Origin of the sequence: Streptomyces sp. Z26, assembly GCF_003665095.1 — a bacterium.
GTDB lineage: Bacteria > Actinomycetota > Actinomycetes > Streptomycetales > Streptomycetaceae > Streptomyces > Streptomyces phytohabitans.
In genome coordinates this window covers 5,610,467-5,634,689 of sequence record NZ_RCHV01000002.1, presented here as the reverse complement: position 1 = coordinate 5,634,689, position 24,223 = coordinate 5,610,467, and the positions used below count along the sequence as shown (strand labels likewise).

Sequence of the window (24,223 nt, the reverse complement as noted above, 5' to 3'; positions counted from 1 at the left end):
AGCGGCGACCGTCAAACAACTATTTGACGCTGCCTCGCGCGACGGCCCGCCGCCGCACCCCGCCCGCCCGCGTCCTGCCCGCGCCTCACTCGCGGTCGCGCGCCCGAGCCCTCAGCCGCGCCCGTACGTCGCCGGGCGGCAGGAAGCGGGTCCAGCGCTCCGGGAACTCCGCGGGCGGGACCTCGTTCCCCTCGCCCTCCGCGTCGCGCATCGCGCGCCGCGCGGCCGCCGCCGCGACGACCTCCGCCGCGACCTCCTCGCGCGCCCGCTCGGTGGCGCGGCGCGCGGCGGCCGTGGCGACGGACGGCCAGACGTGGTCGATGGCGGCGTTCACGGCGGCCCCGACGAGTACGGCGAACGCGGAGATCCCGATCCACAGCAGGACGGCGACGGGGGCGGCGAGGGAACCGTAGATCGTCGGGCCCTCCACGGTGTTCGTGAGGTAGACGCGCAGCAGGAAGCTGCCGACGACCCACATCACCAGCGCGACGAGCGCGCCCGGCACGTCCTCGCGCCAGGGCGACCGCACGGGGACGGACACGTGGTACAGCGTCGTCAGGAAGACGATCGACAGGATCAGCACCACCGGCCAGTAGAACGTCTGCACCAGCCGCTCGGTCTCCGGCAGCAGCCGTACGGCCGCGTCGGGGCCCGCCACCATCAGCGGGAAGGCGACGAGGCCGATGACGAGCGCCGCCACGTACAGCGCGAAGGCCAGCAGCCGGGTCGCGACGATGCCGCGGTGGCCGTCGAGCCCGTACATGACGGTGATGGTGTCGATGAAGACGTTCACCGCGCGGGACCCGGACCACAGGGCGAGGGCGAAGCCGAGCGAGATCACGTCGGGCCGTCCGCCCTCGGTCACGTCGTCGATGAGCGGGCGGGCGATCTCGTCGACGCCCCGGTCGGAGAGGACGGCCTGCGCGGCGTCGAGGAAGTTGCGCCGGATCGAGTCGATCGTGTCGAGACCGAACCAGGCGTCGAGGTAGCCGAGCATCCCGACCATGCCGAGCAGCAGCGGCGGGATGGAGATCAGCGTGAAGAAGGCCGCCTCGGCGGCCAGCCCCACCACCCGGTGCTCCAGGCAGGAGTTGACGGTGTCCTTGAGCAGCAGCCACGCGAGTTTGCGTTTGGGCACGTTCCGGTAGACGGCGCGGGCCCGGCGCAGGGCGTCCGAGGAGCGCTTTCCCGGCGGTGGGGGTGCCGGGACCGCGCCGGACGGTTGCTCGGGGGATTCGTGGGCTGCTCGCACTTCCCCAAACTAGCCGCCACGGGCGCACCCGTACGCCACGCACCCCCCGCCCCGGAGGACGGGGCGGGGGGCGAGGACGGGTGACGGGGCGGGACGGCGGGCGCTGGTCACGCCTCCAGTTCGTGCTGCCAGGGCGGGTTGGCGCCGCGTACGGCGCAGACGGCCGCCGCCACCCGCGTACCGAGGGCCAGCGCGGCCTCCACCCCGTCCGTGCCGAGCCCGTCGAGGCGGCCGCCGAGGACGCCGTCGCGGTGCAGCGCGTGCAGGAAGCCCGCCATGAACGAGTCGCCCGCGCCGACCGTGTCCACCACGTCGACGCGCGGCGCCGGTACGCGCAGCCGCTTCCCGTCGAGGGAGGCGAACACGCCCTCGGCACCGAGGGTGATCACGACGAGCCGCGTCCCGTGGCCGTGGAAGAAGTCGGCGGCGGCCTCGGGCGTCTCACCGGGACGGAGGTGGGCGAGGTCGTCGTCCGACAGGCGCAGGATGTCGGCGGCGGCGCACCAGTGCGGGAGGCGCGCGCGGTAGTCGGCGGGGTCGACGAGCAGGGGGCGCACGTTCGGGTCGAGGGAGACGGTGGCCCGCTGCCGTACGTCCGCGAGCAGGTCCTCGACGTGCGCGCCGCCGGGCGGGCGGACGAGCGCCAGCGAGCCGGTGTGCAGGCAGGAGACCGGTGCGCGGGCGGCCTCGGCCAGCTCCTCGGGGGTCCACTGCCAGTCGGCGGCGCCCTCGGCGTAGAAGGAGTAGTCCGCGCGGCCCTCGTCGTCGAGGTCGGCCACGGCCAGGGTGCTGGACTCGCGGGCGGTGACCGTCGCGCCGAGGTCGACGCCCGACTTGTCGAGGTGCTCGCGGAAGAGGCGGCCGAAGACGTCGGCGGAGAGGCGCGCGAGGAAGCGCGTGGGGGTGCCGAGCCGGGAGAGGGCCACGGCCGTGTTCGCCGGACCGCCGCCTGGCAGCGCTTCGAGTCCCAGGGCGGCCGTACCCGGGGGCGTGCTCGCGGGCGCCGGGGTGACGAAGGCGTCGGCCACGCATTCACCGAGCACGGCGACGGGGGCGGCGGAGGGAGCGGTCATGGCGGCCTTTCAGCTGCGGGCGTCGGTGCGGTGGTGCGGGTCGTGCGGTGGTGCGGTGGTCCAGGTGCCGCGGTGGTGCCGCGGACGGCCCGGCGGACACGTGGTCCGGGGTGCGGACAGGGGCCCGTACGGGCGCGGGCACAGAGGTCCCCGCCGAGTTCAGCAGGCCCGTTTCCCGAAGTCAACGCGTCCGGGGACCCTCGCAGCACTCGGGCACGCGGGGCACGGGAAGCGGGCACGCGCGCGCGGTCGTACGGTCCGCGCCGGGCCGCCGGGCGGGAGTCCTACACTGCCGCCATGTCGACGGTCGGCGTCACCACGTGGTGGCTGGAGCAGCGGTCCCCGGCGGATCTCGTACCCGCCCACATCCCGGACACCCTGTCCGCCATACGGATCATCCGCGCCGAGGTGCCCAGCCCGGAGTTCAGCCGGTTCCTCTACACGGCCGTCGGCGGCGACGTCACCTGGACGGACCGGCTCGGCTGGGACCACGCGCGGTGGCGCGCCTTCCTGGAACGGCCCGGCGTCGAGACGTGGGTGGCGTACGACCGCGGGACGCCCGCCGGGTTCATCGAACTGGACGGCTCGGGCGACGGCGCGGACGGGAACGGGGACGGGGACGCGGGTGCCGGCGCGGTCGACGGAGCGGTCGAGATCAGCTACTTCGGCCTGCTCCCCGCCTTCCGCGGCCGCCGCGTCGGCGCGCACCTGCTGTCGTACGGCACGGCGCGCGCCTGGGACCTGGCCACGCGGTGGGACGGCCGTACGGCGACGGGCCGGGTGTGGGTGCACACGTGCAGCAAGGACGGGCCGCACGCGCTGGCGAACTACCGGCGGCGCGGCTTCCGGCTCCACGCCACCACCACGGCCGAGGAGCCCTCGACCGCGCCGCCCGGTCCGTGGCCCGGGGCGTACTGACGCGGCGCCGGAGCACGAAGCCCGGAGCACGAAGCCCGAGGTCGGCGGCGTACCACTCCGGCACCATCCCGGCATACGGGACCGAGATGTCCATATGATGGATTGTGGTGGACTGGCCACGGAGCACCGTGTCAGGCTTTCACCCATGTCCCGAGCTGGAATCGCCCTGGTGAGTCGACGCCACGTCGACCTCGGACGCATGTCCAGCGCGATGTGTCCGGCGGGCTGACAGTCCCAGCACCGCCGTCCCCCTGAGCCGCCCCCATCGGTGTGGGCCCGTGCTCTTCCGAGAACCTGTCGCGCCCCTGCCCGCGTCGCCCCCGTGCGTCATGTGTCCGCAGGTCACGCGTGCTGCCCTGGTACGGCCTCGGCCACCCCGCCGTCCGTACCTCGCGGCCCGGAGCGGCAGCTCTCCCGCCACCGTCAGTCCCGGAGCCGAAGGACGTATCCGCCATGGCCGACTCCCCCCAGACTCCCGCCGCCGAACGGCCCCGCCGCAAGGTGAGCCGCCACCGCGGTGAGGGCCAGTGGGCCGCCGGGCACTTCACCCCGCTCAACGGCAACGAGCAGACCAAGAAGGACGACGACGGTCTCAACGTACGGACACGCATCGAGACGATCTACGCACACGGCGATTTCGACTCGATCGACGGCGCCGACCTGCGCGGCCGGATGCGGTGGTGGGGCCTCTACACCCAGCGCAAGCCCGGGATCAGCGGCGGCAAGACGGCCGTGCTGGAGCCGGAGGAGCTGGACGACGAGTTCTTCATGATGCGCGTACGGATCGACGGCGGCGCGCTCACGACGCGTCAACTGCGGGTGATCGGGGAGATCTCGCAGGAGTTCGCGCGCGGGACGGCCGACATCACCAACCGGCAGAACGTGCAGTTCCACTGGATCCGGATCGAGGACGTGCCGGAGATCTGGCGGCGGCTGGAGGGCGTCGGCCTGTCCACGACCGAGGCGTGCGGCGACACCCCGCGCGTCGTCCTCGGCTCGCCGGTGGCCGGTATCGCCAAGGACGAGATCATCGACGGCACGCCCGCCGTCGACGAGATCACCCGCCGGATCGTCGGCAACAAGGCGTACTCGAACCTGCCGCGGAAGTTCAAGACGGCCGTCTCCGGTTCGCCGCTGCTGGACGTGGCGCACGAGATCAACGACGTGGCGTTCGTCGGCGTCGAACACCCCGAGCTGGGCCCGGGGTTCGACGTGTGGGTCGGCGGCGGCCTGTCGACGAACCCGAAGATCGGCGTACGGCTGGGCGCCTGGGTGCCGTTGGAGGACGTGGCCGACGTCCACGAGGGCGTCGTCTCGATCTTCCGCGACTACGGCTACCGGCGGCTGCGCACCCGCGCCCGGCTGAAGTTCCTGGTGGCGGACTGGGGCCCGGAGAAGTTCCGGCGGGTGCTGGAGAGCGAGTACCTGCTCCGTACGCTCGACGACGGCCCCGCCCCCGACCAGCCGCTCCAGCGCTGGCGGGACCACGTGGGCGTGCACGAGCAGCGCGACGGCCGGTTCTACGTGGGCTTCGCGCCGCGCGTGGGCCGCGTGGACGGTGCGACGCTCGGCAAGATCGCGGACCTGGCCGAGGCGCACGGCTCCGGGCGGGTCCGTACGACCGTCGAGCAGAAGATGCTGGTCCTCGACGTCCCGGAGGAGGAGGTCGCGTCGCTGCGCGAGGGCCTGTCGGCGCTCGGTCTGAGCAGCGCGCCGTCCGCCTTCCGGCGGGGCACGATGGCCTGCACCGGGCTGGAGTTCTGCAAGCTGGCGATCGTCGAGACCAAGCAGCGCGGCATGGACCTGATCGACGAACTGGAGCAGCGGCTCCCGGAGTTCGACGAGCCGGTCACCATCAACGTCAACGGCTGCCCCAACTCCTGCGCCCGTATCCAGGTCGCGGACATCGGCCTCAAGGGGCAGTTGGTCACCGACGGCTCCGGCGAGCAGGTCGAGGGCTACCAGGTGCACCTGGGCGGCTCCCTCGGCATGGAGCCCGGCTTCGGCCGCAAGGTCCGCGGCCTGAAGGTCACCGCCGACGAACTCCCCGACTACGTCGAGCGCGTGCTGCGCGCCTTCCAGGAACAGCGCACGGACGGCGAACGGTTCGCGCAGTGGGCGGCACGCGCGGACGAAGGGGCGCTCAAGTGACCGAGCGCGCCGCGCCGTTCTACTGCCCGTACTGCGGTGACGAGGACCTGCGTCCCTCCGAGGCGGAGGCCCCGCGGGGCGGCTCCCCGTGGGAGTGCGCGTCCTGCAACCGCGCGTTCACCCTCTCCTTCCTCGGGCTGCTGGCCAAGGGCCTGCGGCGCGAGGCACCCGGCAGCGAAGGGGGCACCACCCCATGACGACCGTTCAGGAATCCCAGGAGACATCCGCCGCGCACCACCGTCGGCTCGCCCTCGCGGCGGGCCGGGAGTTGGAGGACGCGCCCGCGTCGGAGGTGCTGCGCTGGGCGGCGGACACGTTCGGTAAGCGCTTCTGCGTCACCTCGTCCATGGAGGACGCGGTGGTCGCGCACCTGGCCTCGCGCGCGCTGCCCGGCGTCCACGTGCTGTTCCTCGACACCGGCTACCACTTCCCGGAGACCATCGGCACCCGGGACGCGGTGGCAGCGGTGATGGACGTCGAGGTGATCACCCTGACCCCGCGGCAGAGCGTGGCCGAGCAGGACGCGCAGTACGGGCCCCGGCTGCACGGACGCAACCCGGACCTGTGCTGCGCCATGCGCAAGGTCGAGCCGCTGGAGGAGGGCCTGGGGGCGTACGACGCCTGGGCCACCGGACTGCGCCGTGACGAGTCCCCGGCCCGTTCCCTCACCCCGGTCGTCGGCTGGGACGAGCGGCGGCAGAAGGTGAAGATCGCGCCGATCGCGCGCTGGACGCAGGCCGACGTGGACGCGTACGTCGCGGAGCACGGCGTCCTCACCAACCCGCTGCTGTCCGACGGTTACGCCTCGATCGGCTGCGCGCCGTGCACCCGTCGCGTACGGGACGGCGAGGACGCGCGCGCGGGGCGCTGGGCGGGCTTCGGCAAGAACGAGTGCGGGCTGCACCTCTGAGGACGCGCGTGGGAGCGGGCGGCCCCCGGGGCCGCGGCGGGAGGACGCAGCAGGGACATGGGGAGCAGCGGATGAAGGGGACGCGCATGACGACCGCGACCGTACGGGCGGGGGAGACGGGCAGCCCGTACGGGTTGTCGCATCTGGAGGTGTTGGAGTCGGAGGCGGTCCACATCTTCCGGGAGGTCGCGGGCGAGTTCGAACGCCCCGTGATCCTCTACTCCGGAGGCAAGGACTCCATCGTCATGCTCCACCTCGCCCTCAAGGCCTTCGCCCCCGCACCCCTGCCCTTCTCCCTCCTCCACGTCGACACCGGACACAACTTCCCCGAAGTCCTCCACCACCGCGACCACCAAGCCGCCCACCACAACCTCCGCCTCCACATCGCCCACGTCCAGGACTACATCGACGACGGACGCCTCCGCGAACGCCCCGACGGCACCCGCAACCCCCTCCAAACCCTCCCCCTCCTCGACACCATCACCACCCACCGCTTCGACGCCGTCTTCGGCGGCGGACGCCGCGACGAGGAGAAAGCCCGCGCCAAAGAACGCGTCTTCTCCCTCCGCGACGAATTCGGCACCTGGAACCCCCGACGCCAACGCCCCGAACTCTGGCAGCTCTACAACGGCCGCCACTCCCCCGGCGAACACGTCCGCGTCTTCCCCCTCTCCAACTGGACCGAACTCGACGTCTGGCAGTACATCGCCCACGAGAAGATCGAACTCCCCACCATCTACTACGCCCACACCCGCCAGGTCTTCCACCGCCACGGCATGTGGCTCGCCCCCGGCGACTGGGGTGGCCCCCACGACCACGAAACCCTCCAGACACGCCACGTCCGCTACCGCACCGTCGGCGACATGTCCTGCACCGGAGCCGTCGACTCCCACGCCGACACCATCGACAAGGTCATCACCGAGATCACCGCCTCCCGCCTCACCGAACGCGGCGCCACCCGAGCGGATGACAAACTCTCCGAAGCCGCCATGGAAGACCGGAAACGCGAGGGGTACTTCTGACCATGAGTTCCACGGGTACGAGCACCATCGACACGGGCGACGCCGCGCTGGCCGCGACCTCGCTGCTGCGTTTCGCCACCGCCGGATCGGTGGACGACGGCAAGTCCACCCTGGTCGGGCGACTGCTGCACGACTCCAAGTCCGTGCTCACGGACCAGTTGGAGGCGGTGGAGCGGGCGTCGTTGGACCGGGGCCAGGACGCGCCGGACCTCGCGCTGCTCACCGACGGCCTGCGCGCCGAGCGGGAGCAGGGCATCACCATCGACGTCGCCTACCGCTACTTCGCCACTCCCCGGCGCCGCTTCATCCTCGCGGACACTCCCGGCCACGTGCAGTACACGCGCAACATGGTCACCGGTGCCTCCACGGCGGAGCTGGCCGTCGTCCTCGTCGACGCCCGTAACGGCGTCGTGGAGCAGACCCGCCGCCACGCGGCCGTCGCCGCGCTGCTGCGCGTCCCGCACGTCGTCCTGGCCGTCAACAAGATGGACCTCGTCGACTACCGGGAGGGCGTCTTCGCCGCCATCGCGGCGGAGTTCACGCGGTACGCGGGCGAGTTGGGCGTCCCGGAGATCACCGCCATCCCCATCTCCGCCCTCCAGGGCGACAACGTGGTGACGGCGTCGGCGCGGATGGACTGGTACGGCGGGCCCACCGTCCTGGAGCACCTGGAGACCGTCCCGGTGTCCCACGACCCGTCCGGCGACCCGGCCCGTTTCCCGGTGCAGTACGTGATCCGGCCGCAGACGCCGGAGCTGCCCGACTACCGCGGCTACGCGGGTCAGATCGCCTCCGGCGTGTTCCGTACGGGCGACCGGATCACGGTGCTCCCCTCGGGCCGTACGAGCACCGTCGAGGGCATCGACGCGCTCGGCCAGTCCGTGGACGTGGCCTGGGCCCCGCAGTCGGTGACGTTGCGGCTCGCGGACGACCTGGACATCTCGCGCGGCGACCTGATCGCCCCGGCGCAGGCGTCCGTACGGCCGAGCCAGGACCAGACGGCGACCGTGTGCCATGTCGCGGACCGGCCGCTGAAGCCGGGCGACCGGGTGCTGTTGAAGCACGCGACGCGCACGGTGAAGGCGATCGTGAAGGACATCCCGTCGCGGCTGACGCTGGACGACCTGTCGCAGCACCCGGTGCCGGGCGAGCTGGTGGCGAACGACATCGGGCGCGTGGTGCTGCGTACGGCGGAGGCGCTGCCCATCGACGCGTACGCCGACTCGCGCCGCACCGGCTCGTTCCTGCTGATCGACCCGGCCGACGGCACCACGCTGACGGCGGGGATGGCCGGTGACGCCTTCGCGGAGGCGGCGCGGGACGTCAAGGAGGCGGAGGCCGCGGCGGACGACGAGGGCTGGGACTTCTAGGCCCACTGCCGCGACCAGAACCCGACCACCACCCGACACCGGAGGAGACCGCCCGTGCACAGCCCGTCCGCCGCCCCGGCCCTGCTGGTCGTCGCGCACGGCAGCCGCGACCCGCGGCACGCCGCGACGGTGACGGCGCTGTGCGCGCGGGTGCGGGCGGAGCGGCCGGGGCTGCGGGTCGAGGTCGCGTACCTCGACTTCTGCGCGCCGAGCGTGCCGCGGGCGCTGGAACGGCTGGCGGCGGAGGGCGTACGGGACGTGGTGGCGCTGCCGCTGCTGCTGACGCGCGCGTTCCACGCCAAGTCCGATCTCCCGTCCGTGCTGCGGGAGTCGGCGGCGCGGCTGCCGCTGCCGGAGGTGCGGCAGGCGCCGGTGCTGGGCCCGCACCCGCTGCTCGTACGGGCGTTGGAGCGGCGGCTGCGCGAGGCGGACCCGGCGGGCGCCACCCCCGGTGGGGGCCGCCACCGCAACGGCTCGACCGGGGTCGTCCTGGCCTCGGCGGGCTCCTCGGACCCGGAGGCGAACGCGGTGATCGCCGACGTCGCGCGGGAGTGGCGGCGTACCGCTGGTTGGTGCGCCGTGCGACCCGCGTTCGCCTCCGCCTCACCGCCCGGTACGGCCGACGCGGTGCGCGCGCTCCGGGCGGCGGGCGCCGCGCGGGTGGTCGTCGCGCCGTACGTCATCGCGCCGGGGCGGCTGCCGGACCGGATCGCGGAGGGCGCGCGGGAGGGCGGCGCCGACCTGCTGGCGCCGGTCCTCGGCGCGGCCCCGGAGCTGGCCCGGCTGGTGCTGCTGCGGCACGGGCAGGCGTCGGCGGCCGAACGGCCGTACGCGCGGCCCGCGTAGAGCCCCCGGTCAGCCCGCTCGCACCGCACGGCGCCCCCGTGCGCCCGCTCAGCGCGCCGCCAGCACCGCCGCCTCCCGCTCCGGGTCCAGGCCCGGCGCGGGCCGGTCGGGCCGCTGCGGCGCCGCGCCGCCGAGCCCCTCCAGCCACCGCCAGGTGTCCCGTACGGTCTCCGCCACCGGACGGCACCGCAGGCCCGCCGTCAGCGCCTTCGACACGTCCAGCCGGTGCAACGAGTCGTACAGCGGCCCCGGCGGCAGCCACACCGGCAGCTCCGTCCACGGCTCGACGCCCGCCGCCTCGATCACGTGCGGCTCCGTCCAGCACAGCCGCGCGCCGGAGCCGGTGGCGGCGACGCAGGCGTCGAGGAGCGCGCCCGTCGTCGTCACCCCTGGCGGGCCGACCAGGTTGTACGGGCCGCTCCGCCCCGCCGCCAGGGCGTCCAGCGTCCAGGCGGCGAGGTCCCGCGCGTCCACGTACTGGAGGCCGAGGTCGCGCGGCCCCGGCGCGAGCACGTCGCCGCCGCGCGCGACGCGGGTGAGCCACCAGGGCAGGCGGCCGATGTTCTCGTACGGGCCGAGGATCAGCCCGGCCCGCACGAGCAGGGCGCGGTCCGCGCCGAAGGCGGCGAGCGCGGCCAGTTCGCCGCCGCGCTTGTCGGCGGCGTAGTCGGTGGCGGCCGCGTCGGGCGAGGCGGCCACCACCGCTGCGGCCTCGTCCTGGCCGGGCGGGCCCGGCAGCGGGTACACGGAGCAGCTCGACACGTACGCGTACCGCTCGGCGTGCCCGGCCAGCAGTCCCGCCGCGTCCCGTACCGCCGAGGGGGCGCCGGACCAGGTGTCGACGACGGCGTCCCAGCCGCCCCCGTCCGCCTCCGAGGCCCCGCGCAGCGCGGCGAGCCCGGCGGCGCCGCCCGTACGGTCGCCGCGCAGCGCCGTCACGCCGTCCGGCACGGGGTGGCGGCCGCGGTTGAGGACCGTCACCGCCCACCCGCGCGCCAGCGCTTCCTCCACCACGGCGCGGCCCACGAACTCCGTCCCGCCCAGCACCAGAAGTCTCATGGGGCGAGCCTGCCCCACGGGCACGGCCCGTGGGGGTCCCGCACGCCGACAGCGGAATCGCTCTCGGCGCAACGCGCGCCGCCGCCCGAACGGCCGGTGCCGCCCCGGCCGTTCACGCCGTCAGCTCGATCAGCTTGGTGACCGTGCGCCAGTTCCGCCCCGTCGCCGTGAGCTGCGGGCGGACCGCGCCCAGCGCGTCGGCGAGCTTGCTGCGTCCCATGCCGTCGGGGAAGTAGCAGTACACCGCGTCACCGATGTGCGCGAACGTGTCCGGGGCGTACGTCCCGGGGTCGACCGACGCGAAGTGCGCCGGGTCGGGCGTCCCGTCGAGGAAGAGGACGAGCAGCTTCGCCGGGTCCAACTCGGCCGCCGGGTACGGGCAGGCGTCCGCGGTCGCGCGCAACTCCTCGTGCGTACGCACCAGGCAGGGCACCTCGAACCCGAAGTGCCCTGCGATGGCGCGCTCCAGCCGCGACCGGGGCGGCTCCTCCCGCCCGCCGTCGCCCCCGCCGGGGCCGCAGTCCGGTCCGGGCGTGGTGAACACCGCGTTGCCGCTCTGGAGGTAGGTACGTACGTCGGTCCAGCCCAGGGCCTTCATCAGGTCCCTCAGCTCCGCCATCGGGATCTTCCTGTGGCCACCCACGTTGATCCCGCGCAGTAATGCCGCGTAAGTAGTCATCCTCGCACCCTATGCGGTTGTTCTGACACGGCGTGTGCCCACGGGAAGGTACGTGTAAGGGGCACCTCACGTACCCAGGTAGGGTCCGCTCCCTTCGAAGGGTGTAGCGGGCTGCCCCCCGGCTCACCGGACAGCAGGATGGAGCCCGGCGGCCCCCGGTCCTAGCGTCTTGTGCGGGGGTGGCGGCAGTCGGCGGCCACCGCGTGCGAGGGGGCACAGCTGTGGACGGGAAACGCGGGATCGCCGCCAGAGCCGGGAGTTGGAGCGTCCGGCACCGGCTGGCCGCCGTGGGGATCTGGGTGCTGTTCGTGGTGCTGGCGATGGCCGCCGGTGCCGCGAGCGGCACCCGGGAGCTGAGCGGCAGCGAGCAGCTGCCGGGCACCGAGACCGGCGACACGATGCGCGTCGTGGAGGACGCCGGGCTGGAGGAACCGGCCGGTGAGTCGGTGCTCGTGCAGTCCGGGCCGGACGGGCCGAAGGCCACGTCCGCCGAGTTCCGCCGTGCCGTCGAGCAGGTGGTCGCGGCGGTACGGGAGACCGGCGAGACGACGGCGCCGACCTCCCCGTACGAGACGGGCACGGTCTCGGCGGACGGGCGCAGCGCGCTCGTCCACTTCGACATGCGCGGCGATCCGGAGACGGCGGGCGACCGCGTGCAGCCGGTGCTGGACGCCGTGCGGGACGTGCGGGAGGACCACGAGGGCACGCTGCGGATCGAGGAGATCGGCGACGCGAGCATGAACAAGACGTTCGACGACGCCTTCGGCGCGGACTTCCGGCAGGCCGAGTTCTCGGCGGTGCCCGTCGCGTTCGGCATCCTGCTGATCGCGTTCGGCGCGCTGGTCGCCGCGCTGCTGCCGGTGCTGCTGGCCCTCACCGCGATCATGGCCACGATGGGGCTGATGGGGGTCGCCAGCCGGTTCCAGCCGATGACGGAGACCGCCAACTCCGTGATGCTGCTGGTCGGTCTGGCCGTCGGCGTCGACTACTGCCTCTTCTACCTGCGCCGCGAACGGGAGGAGCGGGCCCGCGGCCGGGACGCGCGCACCGCGCTGGACATCGCCGCCGCCACCTCGGGGCGGGCCGTGCTGATCTCCGGTGTGACGGTGATCGTGGCGATGAGCGGCATGCTGTTCACCGGCCTCGCGGAGTTCGAGGGGATGGGCCTGGCGTCGCTGATGGTCGTCGCCGTCGCCATGGTGGGCTCCGTGACGGTGCTGCCCGCGCTGCTGTCGCTGCTCGGGGAGCGCGTCGAGAAGGGCCGGGTGCCGTTCCTGGCGCGGCTCAAGCGCGGCCCGGCGGGCGGGAGCGGGGAGAGCCGCGTGTGGCGCGCCGTACTGGACCGGGTGCTGCGCCGCCCGCGTACGGCCGTCGTACTGGCGGCGGGCGTGCTCGCGGCGGTCGCCGTACCGGCGGTCGGCATGAACACCGCGAACCTCACGCTGGACCAGGAGTTCGGTGACTCGCTGCCGATCGTGGGGACGTACGAGCGGGTCGACGCCGCGTTCCCGGGCGGCTCCGACCCGGCACGCGTGGTGGTGCGGGCCGACGACATCGACGCCCCGCCCGTACGCGCCGCCCTGGCGGACTTCCGCGCCCGCGCGGTCAGCGAGGGCGCGTCGCGGGGCCCGGTGGAGGTCGTCACGCACGAGCGGGAGAACGTCGCCACCATCGAGGTCCCGCTGGTCGGCGGGTCCGACCAGGCGAAGGCGGAGCGCAGCCTCGCCGTCCTGCGCGACGAGGTGCGCCCGGCCACCCTGGGGCGGGTGGACGGCGTGGAGGCGCCCATCGGCGGGTCGGTCGCCGCCTCGAAGGACTTCAACGACCGACTGGTGGGCGCCGTCGCGCCGGTCTTCGCCTTCGTCGTCCTCTTCGCCTTCGCGCTGATGCTGCTGTCGTTCCGCTCGCTGACCATCGCGGTCACGTCGATCGTGCTGAACCTGCTGTCGGTCGGCGCGGCCTACGGCATCCTCACGGTCGTCTTCCAACACGGCTGGGGCGCCGGGCTGGTCGGCGCGGAGGGCATCGGGGCGATCATCTCCTGGCTGCCGCTGTTCCTCTTCGTGATCCTCTTCGGGCTGAGCATGGACTACCACGTGTTCGTGGTCTCCCGTGTCCGCGAGGCCCGTACGGCCGGACGGGACACGGCGGACGCCGTACGGCACGGGGTGATCACCACGGCCGGTGTCGTCACCAGCGCCGCCGTCATCATGGTCGCGGTCTTCGCGATCTTCGGGACGCTGTCCATGCAGAGCATGAAGCAGATGGGCGTGGGCCTGGCCGCCGCCGTCCTCATCGACGCGACGGTCATCCGCGGGGTGCTGCTGCCCGCCGTGATGGTGCTGCTCGGCGAGCGCAACTGGTACCTGCCGCGGTGGCTGGACTGGCTCCCCGACCTGACGCACGACGAGGCCGTGCCCGCCGCGCGGGACACCCCTCCGGTCGCGGACCGGGGCGCGGACGGGCCCGCCGTACGGGTGTGAACGGGCGGGCGCGGCGCGGCGCGTGACGCGGGCCGACCGCCGGGCGCGGGGCCGGACTCCACGGGGGTGGGTCCGGCCCCGCACCCGTCCGTACGGGGGCCCGGCACGGCCCGTACGGCTCAGCCCGCCCGGTCGGCCACGGCTCGGTCGGCGCCGCCGAACGGGCCGTCCGCCGCGAACGCGTACGCCGCGAAGCGCTCGCCGATACGGCGGTGGGCGGCGGCGTCGGGGTGCAGGGCGTCGGGGAGCGGCAGTTCCGCGAAGTCGGCCGGGCCGTAGAGGCGTTCGCCGTCCAGCAGGTGCAGGTGCGGGTCGTCCGCCGCGCGTTGCCCGACGACGCGTGCCAGCTCCTCCCGTACGACGCCCAACGTCAGCTTGCCCGCGGCCCGTTCGGCCGGATCGCCGGTGGCGCGGAAGGCGACCCGCCCCTCGGCCAGCGCGTCCGTGTCGAACGCGCAGGGACCGGGGGTGTCCTCGTGCACCGGGCAGTGCAGCGGGGAGACGACGAGCAGCGGCACGTCCGGGTGGCCCTCGCGGACGGTGTCGAGGAAGCCGTGCACGGCGGGGCCGAAGGCGCGCAGCCGCATCAGGTCGGCGTTGACGACGTTGATGCCGATCTTGACGCTGACCAGGTCGGCCGGGGTGTCCCGCAGGGTACGCGCGGTGAACGGGTCGAGCAGCGCGCTGCCGCCGAAGCCGAGGTTGACCAGCTCCGCGCCGCCGAGCCGGGCCGCGACCACGGGCCAGATCCCGGTGGGGTCCACGGCGTTGGAGCCCTGACTGATCGAACTGCCGTGGTGCAGCCACACCTTGCGCCCCCGGTCGGGCAGGGGCGCGACGGGCGCGTCGGTGCGCAGGGCGACGAGTTCGGTCGTCTCGTTGTGCGGCAGCCAGAGTTCGACGTCCTTCGCGTCCCCGCCCCCGGGCAGCCCGTCGAACCGGAGCGTGACGGCGGAGCCCGCCGCGTACGCGCTGCTGCCGGCGGCCATGTCGATCGTCAGGGTGTTGCCGCCGTGCGCGGTGACGCGGTCGAACGGGCGGCCGTCGACGTGCAGTTCGTAGCGGCCCTCCGGGCGCGGGGGCAGGCCCGGGTAGACGCGCTTGGTGGGCAGGGTGTCCAGCTCGACGACGGTCGCGCGGGTGCGGAAGGCGACCCGTACGCCGGAGGGCTGGGACTCGACCATCGCCAACTGGCCGTCGTCGCACTGGGCGCGGGCGCGCGCGGGCAGCCGGTGCGGGAGCAGGCCGTGGGGCGTGCGCTCCAGTTCGAGGGCGCCGCGTACCAGCGCGGTGGTGAGGGGGGTGGTGGTCAGGTCGTGCGTGGTGTCCATGGTGTGGTCTCCCACCTGTCTCGCGGGGGCGCTGTTCGGGGCGGCACGGACCGCCCCGCTACCCCGGCCGGGGTACGGGTGGTGCCGTGCGGGCGTCACGGGTGCGGGCGGTACGTGCGGTACGGGTGCGGGCGGGGCCCGGTCAGGGCGCGGTGGGCCAGTGCCGCAGCAGGGCGTCGAGGGCGTCGAGGACGCGGGCCCAGCTCTCGTCCGAGTCCGGGGCGCTGTGGCTGAAGCCGCCCCCGGCCTCCAGGCTGACGTAGCCGTGGAAGACGCTGCCCAACATCCGCACGGCGTGCGTCTGTTCGGGCTCCACCAGGTCGTAGCCGCGCAGGATCGCGCGCGTCATCCGCGCGTGCCTGACCCCGGCGCTCGCGGCGGCCTCCTCGGGGGTGAGGCGGGCGCGGGCCGCCTCGTAGCGGCCGGGGTGCTCGCGGGCGTAGTCGCGGTAGACGTGCGCGAACGCGGTCAGCGCGTCCCGCCCGGACCGTCCGGCCAGGGCGTCGGCGCACCGGTCGGCCAGCTCCTCCAGGGCGAGGAGGGTGATCCGGGTGCGCAGGTCCTGCGAGCTTCTGACGTGCGAGTAGAGGCTCGCGACCTTGACGTCGAACCGCCGGGCCACCGCCGAGACGGTCACCTGGTCGAAACCCGTCTCGTCGGCCAGCTCGGCCCCGGCCCGGGTGAGCCGTTCCGGGGTCAGTCCGGCGCGTGCCATGGCGTACTCCCTTCCGTACCTGAAAGCATTATGGGGTTACCTAAAGACTTTAGGCAAATCGAAAGATGCTTCAGGCAGGAGGGCGCGCCCGGGACGGCGCCGGGCGCGGTCAGTCCTGGCGGCGGAGCCCGTCGACGAGGAGGACGACCATCCGGCGCGCGTCGTAGCGGTCGTCGCTGTCGGCGCCCACGCAGAGGTTCCCGACCGCGCGCATCAGCTCGTACGCCTCCAGGTCGCCGCGGATCTCACCGGCGGCGGCGGCCGCGTCGAGCAGCTCCGCGCAGACCGGCATGAGGCGGTCGAGGAAGTACGCGTGCAGCGTGTCGAAGCCCGTGCTGTCCGACTGGAACGCGGTCGCCAGCCCGTGCTTCGTGACGAGGAAGTCGACGAACAGGTCGATCCAGCGCCGCAGCGCCTCGTGCGGGGTGGCGGCGCTCGCGAGGAACGCGGGGCCCGCCTCGGCGCACGCCTCGATCTGGTGCCGGTAGACGGCGATGACGAGGTCCGCGCGGGTGGGGAAGTGCCGGTAGATCGTGCCCATGCCGACCCCGGCGCGGGCCGCGATGTCCCGTACGGGCGCCTCCACTCCGGAGGTCACGAAGACCGCGGCGGCGGCGTCGAGCAGCGTCGCCTCGTTGCGCCGGGCGTCGGCCCGCTTGGGCCGGGGCGTACGGACCGCGCCCCCGTCGCCGTCTTCGATCTCGCCGCCGCCCACCGCACCGCTCCCTCTCGTCCACCTGTCCGCCCGCGCCGTACGCCCGCACACCCCGTGCTTGCCGTCCGGCGCCGCACCCCGTAGGGTTTAGCGGAGCGTCGCTCCGCTTGCCCGCCATGATGCCAGAGCGCGCGGCGACGGCCAAGTCCGCGCTCCCGCGCGCCCGTACCGCTCCCCCGCCAGCCCGCCGTCAGCCCGCCCGGCCCGCCCCGCGCCCCGCCGGTTCCCGTCCGCCGGTCGGCACCTCGGCGTCGCCGGCCCGCACGCGCCGCCGCGCCTGCGCGACCGGGTCCGGCCGGAACAGCCAGTCCACGCGCGGCTCCACCACGCACCGGAACGCCCGGCGTACGGGCGCCGTGCACAGCGCCGTCACCACCGCCCCCGCCACCAGCGTCACCACGACCATGCCGAACGGCGTCCGCGGCCAGCCCGTGTCGTACCAGCCCCACCAGAGCGAGCCCTTCACCAGGAACCCGTGCAGCAGGAAGCCGTACAGCGTGCCCCCGCCCAGCACCGTGAACCACGTACGGCGCCCCGGCACCCACGCCAGGAAGCACACCGTCAGCACCAGCGAGCAGCAGAACAGGCCGAGCGCCATCGCCGCGCCGTACGCCGCGGGGACGCCCAACTCCTGGCCGCTGTCGCGGTGGTAGAGCCACGCGTGGTTCATCCGGGGCGCGGCCCAGTACGCGCACGCGAGCGCCGCCGCGGCCACCGGCACCGCGGCCCGACGCACCACGGGACGGCGTACGCGCGCGAAGTGGCGTGGTTCCAGGACCAGTCCGAGCACGAAGAACGGCAGGAACTGGAGCACCCGCTGGAGGTCCAGGTCCGGGCCGACGTCCGGGGTGACCTCGGCCAGCACGGCCAGCGCGAGCGCGACGGGCAGCGGCCACCGCAGCGTCCGCCACACCGGGGTGGTGAGCCGCCACACGAACAGCGCGACGAGGAACCAGTCGAGGAAGTACGGGTCGGTCAGGCTGACCGGGTACGTCGGGTCGTCGTGGGCCCAGCGGCGGAAGAGGGCGTACGCGCACTCGAAGACGACGTACGGCGCGAGCACCCCGGCGAGCAGGCGGCGCGCCCGGCGCGGGCCGAGGTCGAAGCCGCGCGAGAAGTGGCCGGAGACGACGATGAACGCGGGCATGTGGAAGGCGTAGACGAACAGGTAGAGCGCCGTCGCCACGCGGCTGTCCGACAGGTACGGCTCCCAGGAGTGGGCGCACGCGACGAGGACGACGGCGAGGTACTTCGCGTTGTCGAAGAACGGGTCCCGCCCAGGCTCCCGCGCGCCCCCGGGCCCGCGTTCCCGCACGTCCTCCGGCTCCGGTCGCCCCGGTCGCCGCTCACCCGGCTCCTGCTGCCCCCGGCCGTTCTCCGGCGGGAGCGGTCCGTACGCGTGCGGGCCCTGCATCGTCGGCGGCACACCTCCAGCGTCGTGCGGCCACCCGCCGGGCGGCCGGTCCGCGCGAGCGTGCCGTGGACGCCGTACGGACTGCGTGTACCGGCCACCGTAACCCGCCGCGCGGCTGGTCGGGGCGGCGCGCGGGCCGTGGCGCCCGCCGCTTCAGGACACGGGCCGGGAGTCGGTCCAGACCGACTCGAACTCCTCGCGGTACATGTCGAAGAGGCCGTGCTCCTCCTCGACGGGCATCCGGCTCCGCAGGCCCGTACCGGTCGCCGGGCCGCCCGTCTCGCCCGGCCCCTGCACGAGCCGCCGCCCGCCGCCGCCCCGCAGCACGAACACCGGCGCCTCCATACCCCGTACGCGCCGCAGGTACGTCTGCACGACCGCGAGGGCGTCCGGGCTGTGGCCGTCGACCAGGTACGCGGTGAAGCGCGGGGTCTCGTCGAAGACGTTGATCTCGAACGCGGCGGGGTCCCGCAGCCGCGCCCGCACCCGCCGCATGTGCAGGATGTTCGTCTCCACGGAACGGCTCAACTCGCCTTTCTTCAGGCCCAGTTCCCGTTCCCGGCGGCGTACGGCGGAGCTGGCCGGGTTGAGGAACAGCAGCCGGACCCGGCAGCCCGACTCGGCCAGCCGGACCAGCCGCCGACCGCTGTAGTTCTGCACCAGCAGGTTGAGCCCGATGCCCAGCGCGTCGAGCCGCCGCGCCCCGCCGAACAGGTCCTCGGCGGGCAGCTGCCGCTGGAGCCGTACCCGGTCGGAGTGCACGCCCACCACGTCCCCGAAGCGGTCCCCGACCAGCTGCTCCAGCGCGTCGGCGGGCAGCCGCGCGGACGGCGCGGCGGCGCTGCCGGGCGTGCTCAGCAGCTCCAGCAGCCGGGACGACATGCGTTCCGCCTGCGCCAGCACCGTCTCCGACAGCGCGCGGTTGCGGGCGACGGCGCTGCGCGCCACCTCCAGCTCGTCCAGGGCGAGTTCGACCTCGCGCCGCTCGTCGAAGTACGGCTCGAAGCACGGCCAGTGCTGCACCATCAGCTCGCGCAGCTGCGGGAGGGTCAGGAACGACAGGACGGTGTCGTCCGCGGGGTCCAGCAGATAGCCCTTGCGTCTGCTCACCTCGCGGACGGCGACCGCCCGTTGGACCCACTCCTGCCCGGCCGGTCCGGCCGCGGCGACGACCCACTCGTCGCCGTGCACGGGCTCGTATATCGGCCGCAGCACGGCCGCGACGACCGCGCGCAGGCGCTGTTCGACGAGGTTGAGCCAGATGTACGCGCGTCCGGCCCGCTGCGCGCGGGTGCGGACCTCCGTCCACGCGTCCGCGCCCCAGTCCAGGTCCGCGCCGATCTCCATGGGGCGTGCCAGTGACACCGCGCCGGAGGGCGCCTCGACGGCTTCCGCCGCGCCGTCGTCGCCCTCACCTGGAGGGAGTTCAAGCCCTCCCGAGCCCACCTGCGCACCGCCTTCCAGGACCCTGTTGTTCGATCAAGGAAGACTACTGCACCCGGGTGACGGCGCGACCGGCTCCGTCGAGTCCTCACCAATTCTCCGGCTAACCCTGGGGCGTGTGGTGCCCGTTGTGTCCGGACAGCTCCTTCGGCGTCAGCGGGTTCATCGCGGTCACGTCGCGCGGCGCGAGCTGGAAGCCCTGCCAGTGCACGGGCATGGGGTCCTGGTCCTCGTCCCTGGCGATGTGGTGGAAGCCGATGTTGACCCAGGTGACGGGGTGCTTGAGGGTCTGCCCGTTCACCCACTTGTCGACGCTCTTGCCGCCGCCGCGCCCGCAGTCGCGGACGTTGTGGCTGGCGAACTGTTCGCACTTCCGGTAGTCGGTGAAGTAGACGTCGTGCTTGGTGTAGCTACGTCCGGCGTACTTGTCGGTGTGGCCGGGGACGATCTCGTAACTGCGCGGGTGGCCGTCCTTGTTGCGCCCCGCCTCGCTCACCACGCGCCACCAGCGGTGCGGCGCCGCGTCCCCGGCCAGTTCCTTGGTGACCTTCGTGCGCGTGGTCTTCGTGGTGGGGGTGCCGCCGGGGCGGGTGGTGGTCTTCGAGTCGTACTGCTCGACGCGGCTCTTGGGGGAGCCGTCCAGGCCGAAGTTGAGCCGCCAGAAGACGTTGTGCGCGTGGCTGGTGGCGTAGTCGCTGGACCGCTTGCCGATGGGCCAGCCGCGGCCGTCACCCGCGTCGTAGTCGTCGGGGGCGAGGGTGCCGGTGGCGCCGACCTGGCTGGTGATGGTGCCGTCGGAGGCGAACCGCCACTCGGTGATGTACTCGTACCAGCCGGTCTGGTTGACCGTGTAGACCAGCAGGTCGCGTGACTGCGCCTGGTAGACCTTGCTGCTCTCGGGGTCCGTCATGCGGTACGCGTGGCCGCGCGCCCGGGTGGTCGCGCACAGGCCCTTGACCTTCGGGGGCCGCTCCTCGCCGGTGCCCGGCACGCTGACGGTCTTGATGCTGCCGCCGGGGCACTCGGCCGGGTCCATCTTCAGCAGCCCCTGGGCGAACCCGGCGCCGGTGAGGTCGTCGTACTCGGCCTGCCCGTCGTCGTACGGCACGTGGATCTGGCCGAGCTTCGCGGACGTGAGGATCTTGATGGGGGCGGGCTCGCCCGCGGGCTGGTACGAGATGTCGTCGAGCACCAGGCCGGAGTAGCCCTCGTAGTGCCAGCACATGCGCCAGGTGGTGCCGCCGTCGAGCTTCTGCTCGATGCGGTACGCCTCGCTGCAGGCGGGGGCGGCCGCCGCCGCCGGCGCGGCCGGGGCCGCGCCCGCCGGCCCCGCGGCGGCGAGCGAGGCGCCGAGCAGCGCGGTGGCCGCGAGGGCGGCGCCGGTGCGGCTGCGGGCGGCGCGGCCGAGGCGGAGGCGGCGGCGCGGGGTGGGCGGGTGCTGCGGGTCGCGCGGTTCGCGCATGGTGCGGTCTCCTGACAGAGGTCACGGTGGTGGGGCGGGAGTCGCCCCGTACGGCCGGAGGCGCCCGGGAGCCGTCGGGAGCGGCCGAGGGTGGCCGTCGCGGCTCCGGCGTCCGGCCGGTGAAGGCCCGGGAGGCGCCCGGGGGTTCAGCCCAGTCGGCCGACGGTGCGGGCGCTCAGGTCGACGACGAACCGGCGGGTGTCGATCCACGGACCGCCGTCGGCCCGCGTGAACAGCCGTACGCAGCGGTGCTTCCCGCACTCGCGCATCCCGTCGGCGCCCGCGTTCTCCGTGTCGACGCGGTAGACGTAGCCGGTGACGTCCAACTGCCCGGCGGAGGTGAGGGGCTTCCCCATGGCGTGCTCGTAGTCGCGCTTCAGTTCCGCCCCTCGCGGGCTCTCCAGCAGCAGCGCGGCGGCCTCGCGGGCCTCGGGCCGGGTGGGCGGTGGCTGTACGCCGCGCTGGGCGCCGTCGTGCTCGACCTTCCCCGTGTCGAGGTTGACGGTCCGGGTGACGAACGTGTCGTCGGCGTAGTCGTAGTAGGACACGTCGGCTCGGCGCGGGGCGTCCGCGCGGCCGACCTCCGACGGCTCGGGCTCGACCAGGTCGGTGGTGAGCGGCTGGGCGCCCTTGTCCCCCTCGACGCCCTCGCCGCGCTCGCGGAGGTCGCGGTCGAGGGCGAGCTTCGCGGCCCGCTCCCGTTCGTCCTCGGTCAGCGGGTCGCGCCCGGTGCCCTTCTCACCCTCCTCGGGCGCCTCCTCGACGGTCGCCGGGTGCTGTTCGGCCGACGCGGTCCCGCCGTCCTGCCCGTTCCCCCCGCCGCCCCCGTTCCCGTCGTCGCCGGAGGCGCCGCCCGGGAGGGTCACCGCGACCATCATGGCGGTGCAGGTCACGGCGATCGCCGAGCCCGCCACCACCTTCCCCAGATGGCGACGCAGTCTTATGCGCACTTACTCCCCCTTGTTTCCTTTTATGCCCTATTTGCCTGCATACTCTTGTGCGGCCACCCAGCAGGACGGGACGAGGCGGACCGGGGTTCCGCGTGAGCGAAGGGAGATGCGGTGAATCCACCGCGCAGCGAAGGCGATGGGACGATAGGCACCGTTCCGTCGCATTCGTCCGGCACGGTGCGCGCGACGCGCACCCCGCGTACGGCACCCCGCTCGTGCGTACGCGGCGCCCCCACCCTCCTCAGTGGAAGAGTCTTCGCATGCAGGTCTGGCCGGGACACGCGTATCCGCTTGGCGCCACCTACGACGGCGCGGGCACGAACTTCGCCGTCTTCTCCGAGGCCGCCGACCGCGTCGAGCTGTGCCTGCTGCACGAGGACGGCTCCGAGACCGCCGTCGAGCTGCGCGAGTCCGACGCCTTCGTCCGTCACGCCTACCTGCCGGGGGTGATGCCCGGCCAGCGCTACGGCTTCCGCGTGCACGGCCCGTACGAGCCGGAGCGCGGGCGGCGCTGCAACAGCGCCAAGCTGCTGCTCGACCCGTACGCCAAGGCCGTCAGCGGCCGCATCGACTGGCACGAGGCCGTCTACGGCTACCGCTTCGACGCGCCCGAGCGGCGCAACGACCTCGACTCGGCGCCGCACACCGTCTCCGCGGTGGTCGTCAACCCGTACTTCGACTGGGGCAACGACCGGCTGCCGCGCACCGACTACCACCGCACGGTGCTCTACGAGGCCCACGTGAAGGGCCTCACGATGCTGCACCCCGAGCTGCCGCGGGAACTGCGCGGCACGTACGCGGCGCTCGCGCACCCCGCCGTCATCGACCACCTGACCCGGCTCGGGGTGACGGCGCTGGAACTGATGCCGGTGCACCAGTTCGTGACGGACCACCGGCTCGCGGACAGCGGACTGGCCAACTACTGGGGCTACAACACCCTCGGCTACTTCGCCCCGCACAACGCGTACGCCTCCTGGGGCGACCGGGGCCAGCAGGTGCTGGAGTTCAAGCAGGCCGTACGGGCCCTGCACGAGGCCGGGATCGAGGTGATCCTCGACGTGGTCTACAACCACACGGCCGAGGGCAACCACCTGGGACCCACGCTGTCGTTCCGCGGCCTGGACAACGCGTCGTACTACCGCCTCGCGGACGACCCGCGCTACTACACGGACACCACCGGCACCGGCAACTCCCTGCTGATGCGCAGCCCGCACGTGCTCCAGCTGATCATGGACTCGCTGCGGTACTGGGTGACGGAGATGCACGTGGACGGCTTCCGCTTCGACCTGGCGGCCACCCTGGCCCGGCAGTTCCACGAGGTGGACCGGCTGTCGTCGTTCTTCGACCTGGTGCAGCAGGACCCGGTCGTCAGCCAGGTCAAGCTCATCGCGGAGCCCTGGGACGTGGGCGAGGGCGGCTACCAGGTGGGCAACTTCCCACCGCTGTGGACCGAGTGGAACGGCCGCTACCGCGACACCGTACGGGACCTGTGGCGCGGCGAGCCGCGCACGCTGGCCGAGTTCGGCTACCGGCTCACCGGCTCCTCCGACCTCTACCAGGACGACGGGCGGCGCCCGCTCGCCTCCATCAACTTCGTCACCTGCCACGACGGCTTCACCCTGCACGACCTCGTCTCCTACGACGGCAAGCACAACGAGACGAACGGCGAGCAGAACCGCGACGGCGAGAGCCACAACCGGTCCTGGAACTGCGGCGCCGAGGGCCCCACCGACGACCCGGCGGTGCTCCGGCTGCGGCGCCGTCAGGCCCGCAACTTCCTCGCCACGCTGATGCTGTCGCAGGGCGTGCCGATGCTGAGCCACGGCGACGAGTTCGGCCGTACGCAGGGCGGCAACAACAACGCGTACTGCCAGGACAGCGAGGTGTCCTGGGTGCGCTGGCCGGAGGTGGGCGAGCCGGACGGCATGTGCGCGTTCGTCACCGCCATGGTGCGGCTGCGCCGCGAGCACCCCGTCTTCCGGCGGCGGCGCTTCTTCCACGGGCGACCGGTGGAGGGCACGCACGACGAACTGTCGGACATCGCCTGGTTCACACCGCAGGGCGGGGCGATGACGCAACGGGACTGGCAGGAGGCGCAGGCGAAGTCGCTGACGGTGTTCCTCAACGGCAGCGCGATCTCCGAGCCGGGACCGCGCGGGGAACGCGTTGCGGACGACTCGTTCCTGCTGATGGTCCACGCCTGGCACGCGCCGCTGGACTTCACCGTCCCGGCCGGGCTCGGGCCGCGGTGGCAGGTCGTCGTGGACACGGCGCTGGAGGAGCCCGTCCCGGTCGGGGGCGGCCGCAAGGTCGCCGCGGGTGACCGGCTGACGCTGACGGACCGCAGCCTGGTGGTCCTCCAGCGGCCCGGCTGACGGCGGCGCCCACGCCCCCGGCGCCCGTACGGCGAAGGGGGCGCGTACGGGGGCG

20 protein-coding genes are annotated in these 24,223 nt (G+C 73.7%); 9 read left to right on the top strand and 11 right to left on the bottom strand.

From position 1 onward, the window contains the following. Positions 1-85 precede the first annotated feature (85 nt). Both D7M15_RS24375 and D7M15_RS24370 read right to left on the bottom strand, forming a co-directional pair. Positions 86-1,168 (bottom strand): YihY/virulence factor BrkB family protein, encoded by a 1,083-nt coding sequence (locus D7M15_RS24375; RefSeq protein ID WP_121521318.1) that lies wholly within the window; start codon positions 1,166-1,168, stop codon positions 86-88. Positions 1,169-1,359: 191 nt separating this feature from the next. Beyond that, entirely contained in the window at positions 1,360-2,325 is a 966-nt protein-coding gene (locus tag D7M15_RS24370) for a carbohydrate kinase (protein WP_121519466.1), read from the bottom strand. 297 nt (positions 2,326-2,622) lie between these two features. On the opposite strand from D7M15_RS24370, the gene D7M15_RS24365 reads away from it, so the two are divergent. From D7M15_RS24365 to D7M15_RS24335, 7 genes are all read left to right on the top strand, one after another. After that, positions 2,623-3,243 carry a GNAT family N-acetyltransferase gene (locus D7M15_RS24365; protein ID WP_121519465.1) on the top strand — a complete coding sequence of 207 codons (621 nt, stop codon included), beginning with the start codon at positions 2,623-2,625 and terminating at the stop codon, positions 3,241-3,243. A gap of 453 nt (positions 3,244-3,696) precedes the next feature. Further along, positions 3,697-5,394: a nitrite/sulfite reductase gene (locus D7M15_RS24360; RefSeq protein WP_121519464.1), complete on the top strand. Its 1,698-nt coding sequence runs from the start codon at positions 3,697-3,699 to the stop codon at positions 5,392-5,394. Continuing rightward, positions 5,391-5,591 carry a hypothetical protein gene (locus D7M15_RS24355; RefSeq protein ID WP_121519463.1) on the top strand — a complete coding sequence of 67 codons (201 nt, stop codon included), beginning with the start codon at positions 5,391-5,393 and terminating at the stop codon, positions 5,589-5,591. Before D7M15_RS24360 ends, D7M15_RS24355 begins: the two co-directional genes overlap by 4 nt. Next, positions 5,588-6,304 carry a phosphoadenylyl-sulfate reductase gene (locus D7M15_RS24350; RefSeq protein ID WP_121519462.1) on the top strand — a complete coding sequence of 239 codons (717 nt, stop codon included), beginning with the start codon at positions 5,588-5,590 and terminating at the stop codon, positions 6,302-6,304. The genes D7M15_RS24355 and D7M15_RS24350 overlap by 4 nt, the downstream gene beginning before the upstream one ends. An 86-nt stretch (positions 6,305-6,390) precedes the next feature. Further along, positions 6,391-7,326 (top strand): sulfate adenylyltransferase subunit CysD, encoded by a 936-nt coding sequence (gene cysD, locus D7M15_RS24345; protein WP_121519461.1) that lies wholly within the window; start codon positions 6,391-6,393, stop codon positions 7,324-7,326. 2 nt (positions 7,327-7,328) lie between these two features. Beyond that, the gene (locus D7M15_RS24340) at positions 7,329-8,696 is read left to right on the top strand and encodes a GTP-binding protein (protein WP_121519460.1); all 1,368 of its coding nucleotides are present in this window, start codon (positions 7,329-7,331) and stop codon (positions 8,694-8,696) included. 54 nt (positions 8,697-8,750) lie between these two features. Then, positions 8,751-9,542: a sirohydrochlorin chelatase gene (locus D7M15_RS24335; protein WP_121519459.1), complete on the top strand. Its 792-nt coding sequence runs from the start codon at positions 8,751-8,753 to the stop codon at positions 9,540-9,542. A 48-nt stretch (positions 9,543-9,590) separates the two neighbouring features. Here the strand turns inward: D7M15_RS24335 and D7M15_RS24330 are convergent, their stop codons facing one another. Both D7M15_RS24330 and D7M15_RS24325 read right to left on the bottom strand, forming a co-directional pair. Next, on the bottom strand, positions 9,591-10,601 hold the full coding sequence (locus D7M15_RS24330) for an NAD-dependent epimerase/dehydratase family protein (RefSeq protein WP_121519458.1): 1,011 nt from the start codon (positions 10,599-10,601) through the stop codon (positions 9,591-9,593). Positions 10,602-10,713: 112 nt separating this feature from the next. Next, on the bottom strand, positions 10,714-11,280 hold the full coding sequence (locus tag D7M15_RS24325) for a DUF1697 domain-containing protein (RefSeq protein WP_121519457.1): 567 nt from the start codon (positions 11,278-11,280) through the stop codon (positions 10,714-10,716). Positions 11,281-11,501: 221 nt separating this feature from the next. Between D7M15_RS24325 and D7M15_RS24320 the strand changes: the two genes are divergently transcribed. Further along, positions 11,502-13,763: an MMPL family transporter gene (locus tag D7M15_RS24320; protein WP_240649454.1), complete on the top strand. Its 2,262-nt coding sequence runs from the start codon at positions 11,502-11,504 to the stop codon at positions 13,761-13,763. Positions 13,764-13,882: 119 nt separating this feature from the next. Here the strand turns inward: D7M15_RS24320 and D7M15_RS24315 are convergent, their stop codons facing one another. The 7 genes from D7M15_RS24315 to D7M15_RS24285 all read right to left on the bottom strand — a co-directional run bounded on the left by D7M15_RS24315 (position 13,883) and on the right by D7M15_RS24285 (position 21,793). Continuing rightward, entirely contained in the window at positions 13,883-15,094 is a 1,212-nt protein-coding gene (locus tag D7M15_RS24315; RefSeq protein WP_121519456.1) for a GDSL-type esterase/lipase family protein, read from the bottom strand. 142 nt (positions 15,095-15,236) lie between these two features. Next, positions 15,237-15,809: a TetR/AcrR family transcriptional regulator gene (locus D7M15_RS24310; RefSeq protein ID WP_121519455.1), complete on the bottom strand. Its 573-nt coding sequence runs from the start codon at positions 15,807-15,809 to the stop codon at positions 15,237-15,239. 109 nt (positions 15,810-15,918) lie between these two features. Further along, the gene (locus D7M15_RS24305) at positions 15,919-16,509 is read right to left on the bottom strand and encodes a TetR/AcrR family transcriptional regulator (protein WP_121521314.1); all 591 of its coding nucleotides are present in this window, start codon (positions 16,507-16,509) and stop codon (positions 15,919-15,921) included. A gap of 205 nt (positions 16,510-16,714) precedes the next feature. Beyond that, positions 16,715-17,950, bottom strand: a complete 1,236-nt coding sequence (locus D7M15_RS24300; protein WP_240649453.1) for an acyltransferase family protein — start codon at positions 17,948-17,950, stop codon at positions 16,715-16,717. Positions 17,951-18,091: 141 nt separating this feature from the next. Then, positions 18,092-19,384, bottom strand: a complete 1,293-nt coding sequence (locus tag D7M15_RS24295) for an SAV2148 family HEPN domain-containing protein (RefSeq protein ID WP_121519453.1) — start codon at positions 19,382-19,384, stop codon at positions 18,092-18,094. A gap of 100 nt (positions 19,385-19,484) precedes the next feature. Then, the gene (locus tag D7M15_RS24290; RefSeq protein ID WP_121519452.1) at positions 19,485-20,843 is read right to left on the bottom strand and encodes a copper amine oxidase; all 1,359 of its coding nucleotides are present in this window, start codon (positions 20,841-20,843) and stop codon (positions 19,485-19,487) included. A 146-nt stretch (positions 20,844-20,989) separates the two neighbouring features. After that, entirely contained in the window at positions 20,990-21,793 is an 804-nt protein-coding gene (locus D7M15_RS24285; RefSeq protein WP_240649452.1) for a Tat pathway signal sequence domain protein, read from the bottom strand. A gap of 260 nt (positions 21,794-22,053) precedes the next feature. Here D7M15_RS24285 and glgX point away from each other — a divergent pair, with 260 nt between their 5' ends. Beyond that, positions 22,054-24,168: a glycogen debranching protein GlgX gene (glgX, locus tag D7M15_RS24280; protein ID WP_121519451.1), complete on the top strand. Its 2,115-nt coding sequence runs from the start codon at positions 22,054-22,056 to the stop codon at positions 24,166-24,168. Positions 24,169-24,223 lie beyond the last annotated feature (55 nt).

Bases quoted from the DNA above. Each gene is read 5' to 3' on its own strand.
- D7M15_RS24370 (WP_121519466.1), bottom strand. From the start codon at position 2,325: ATGACCGCTCCCTCCGCCGCCCCCGTCGCCGTGCTCGGTGAATGCGTG.
- D7M15_RS24365 (WP_121519465.1), top strand. From the start codon at position 2,623: ATGTCGACGGTCGGCGTCACCACGTGGTGGCTGGAGCAGCGGTCCCCG.
- D7M15_RS24360 (WP_121519464.1), top strand. From the start codon at position 3,697: ATGGCCGACTCCCCCCAGACTCCCGCCGCCGAACGGCCCCGCCGCAAG.
- D7M15_RS24350 (WP_121519462.1), top strand. From the start codon at position 5,588: ATGACGACCGTTCAGGAATCCCAGGAGACATCCGCCGCGCACCACCGT.
- cysD (WP_121519461.1), top strand. From the start codon at position 6,391: ATGACGACCGCGACCGTACGGGCGGGGGAGACGGGCAGCCCGTACGGG.
- D7M15_RS24340 (WP_121519460.1), top strand. From the start codon at position 7,329: ATGAGTTCCACGGGTACGAGCACCATCGACACGGGCGACGCCGCGCTG.
- D7M15_RS24330 (WP_121519458.1), bottom strand. From the start codon at position 10,601: ATGAGACTTCTGGTGCTGGGCGGGACGGAGTTCGTGGGCCGCGCCGTG.
- D7M15_RS24325 (WP_121519457.1), bottom strand. From the start codon at position 11,280: ATGACTACTTACGCGGCATTACTGCGCGGGATCAACGTGGGTGGCCAC.
- D7M15_RS24315 (WP_121519456.1), bottom strand. From the start codon at position 15,094: ATGGACACCACGCACGACCTGACCACCACCCCCCTCACCACCGCGCTG.
- D7M15_RS24310 (WP_121519455.1), bottom strand. From the start codon at position 15,809: ATGGCACGCGCCGGACTGACCCCGGAACGGCTCACCCGGGCCGGGGCC.
- D7M15_RS24290 (WP_121519452.1), bottom strand. From the start codon at position 20,843: ATGCGCGAACCGCGCGACCCGCAGCACCCGCCCACCCCGCGCCGCCGC.
- glgX (WP_121519451.1), top strand. From the start codon at position 22,054: ATGCAGGTCTGGCCGGGACACGCGTATCCGCTTGGCGCCACCTACGAC.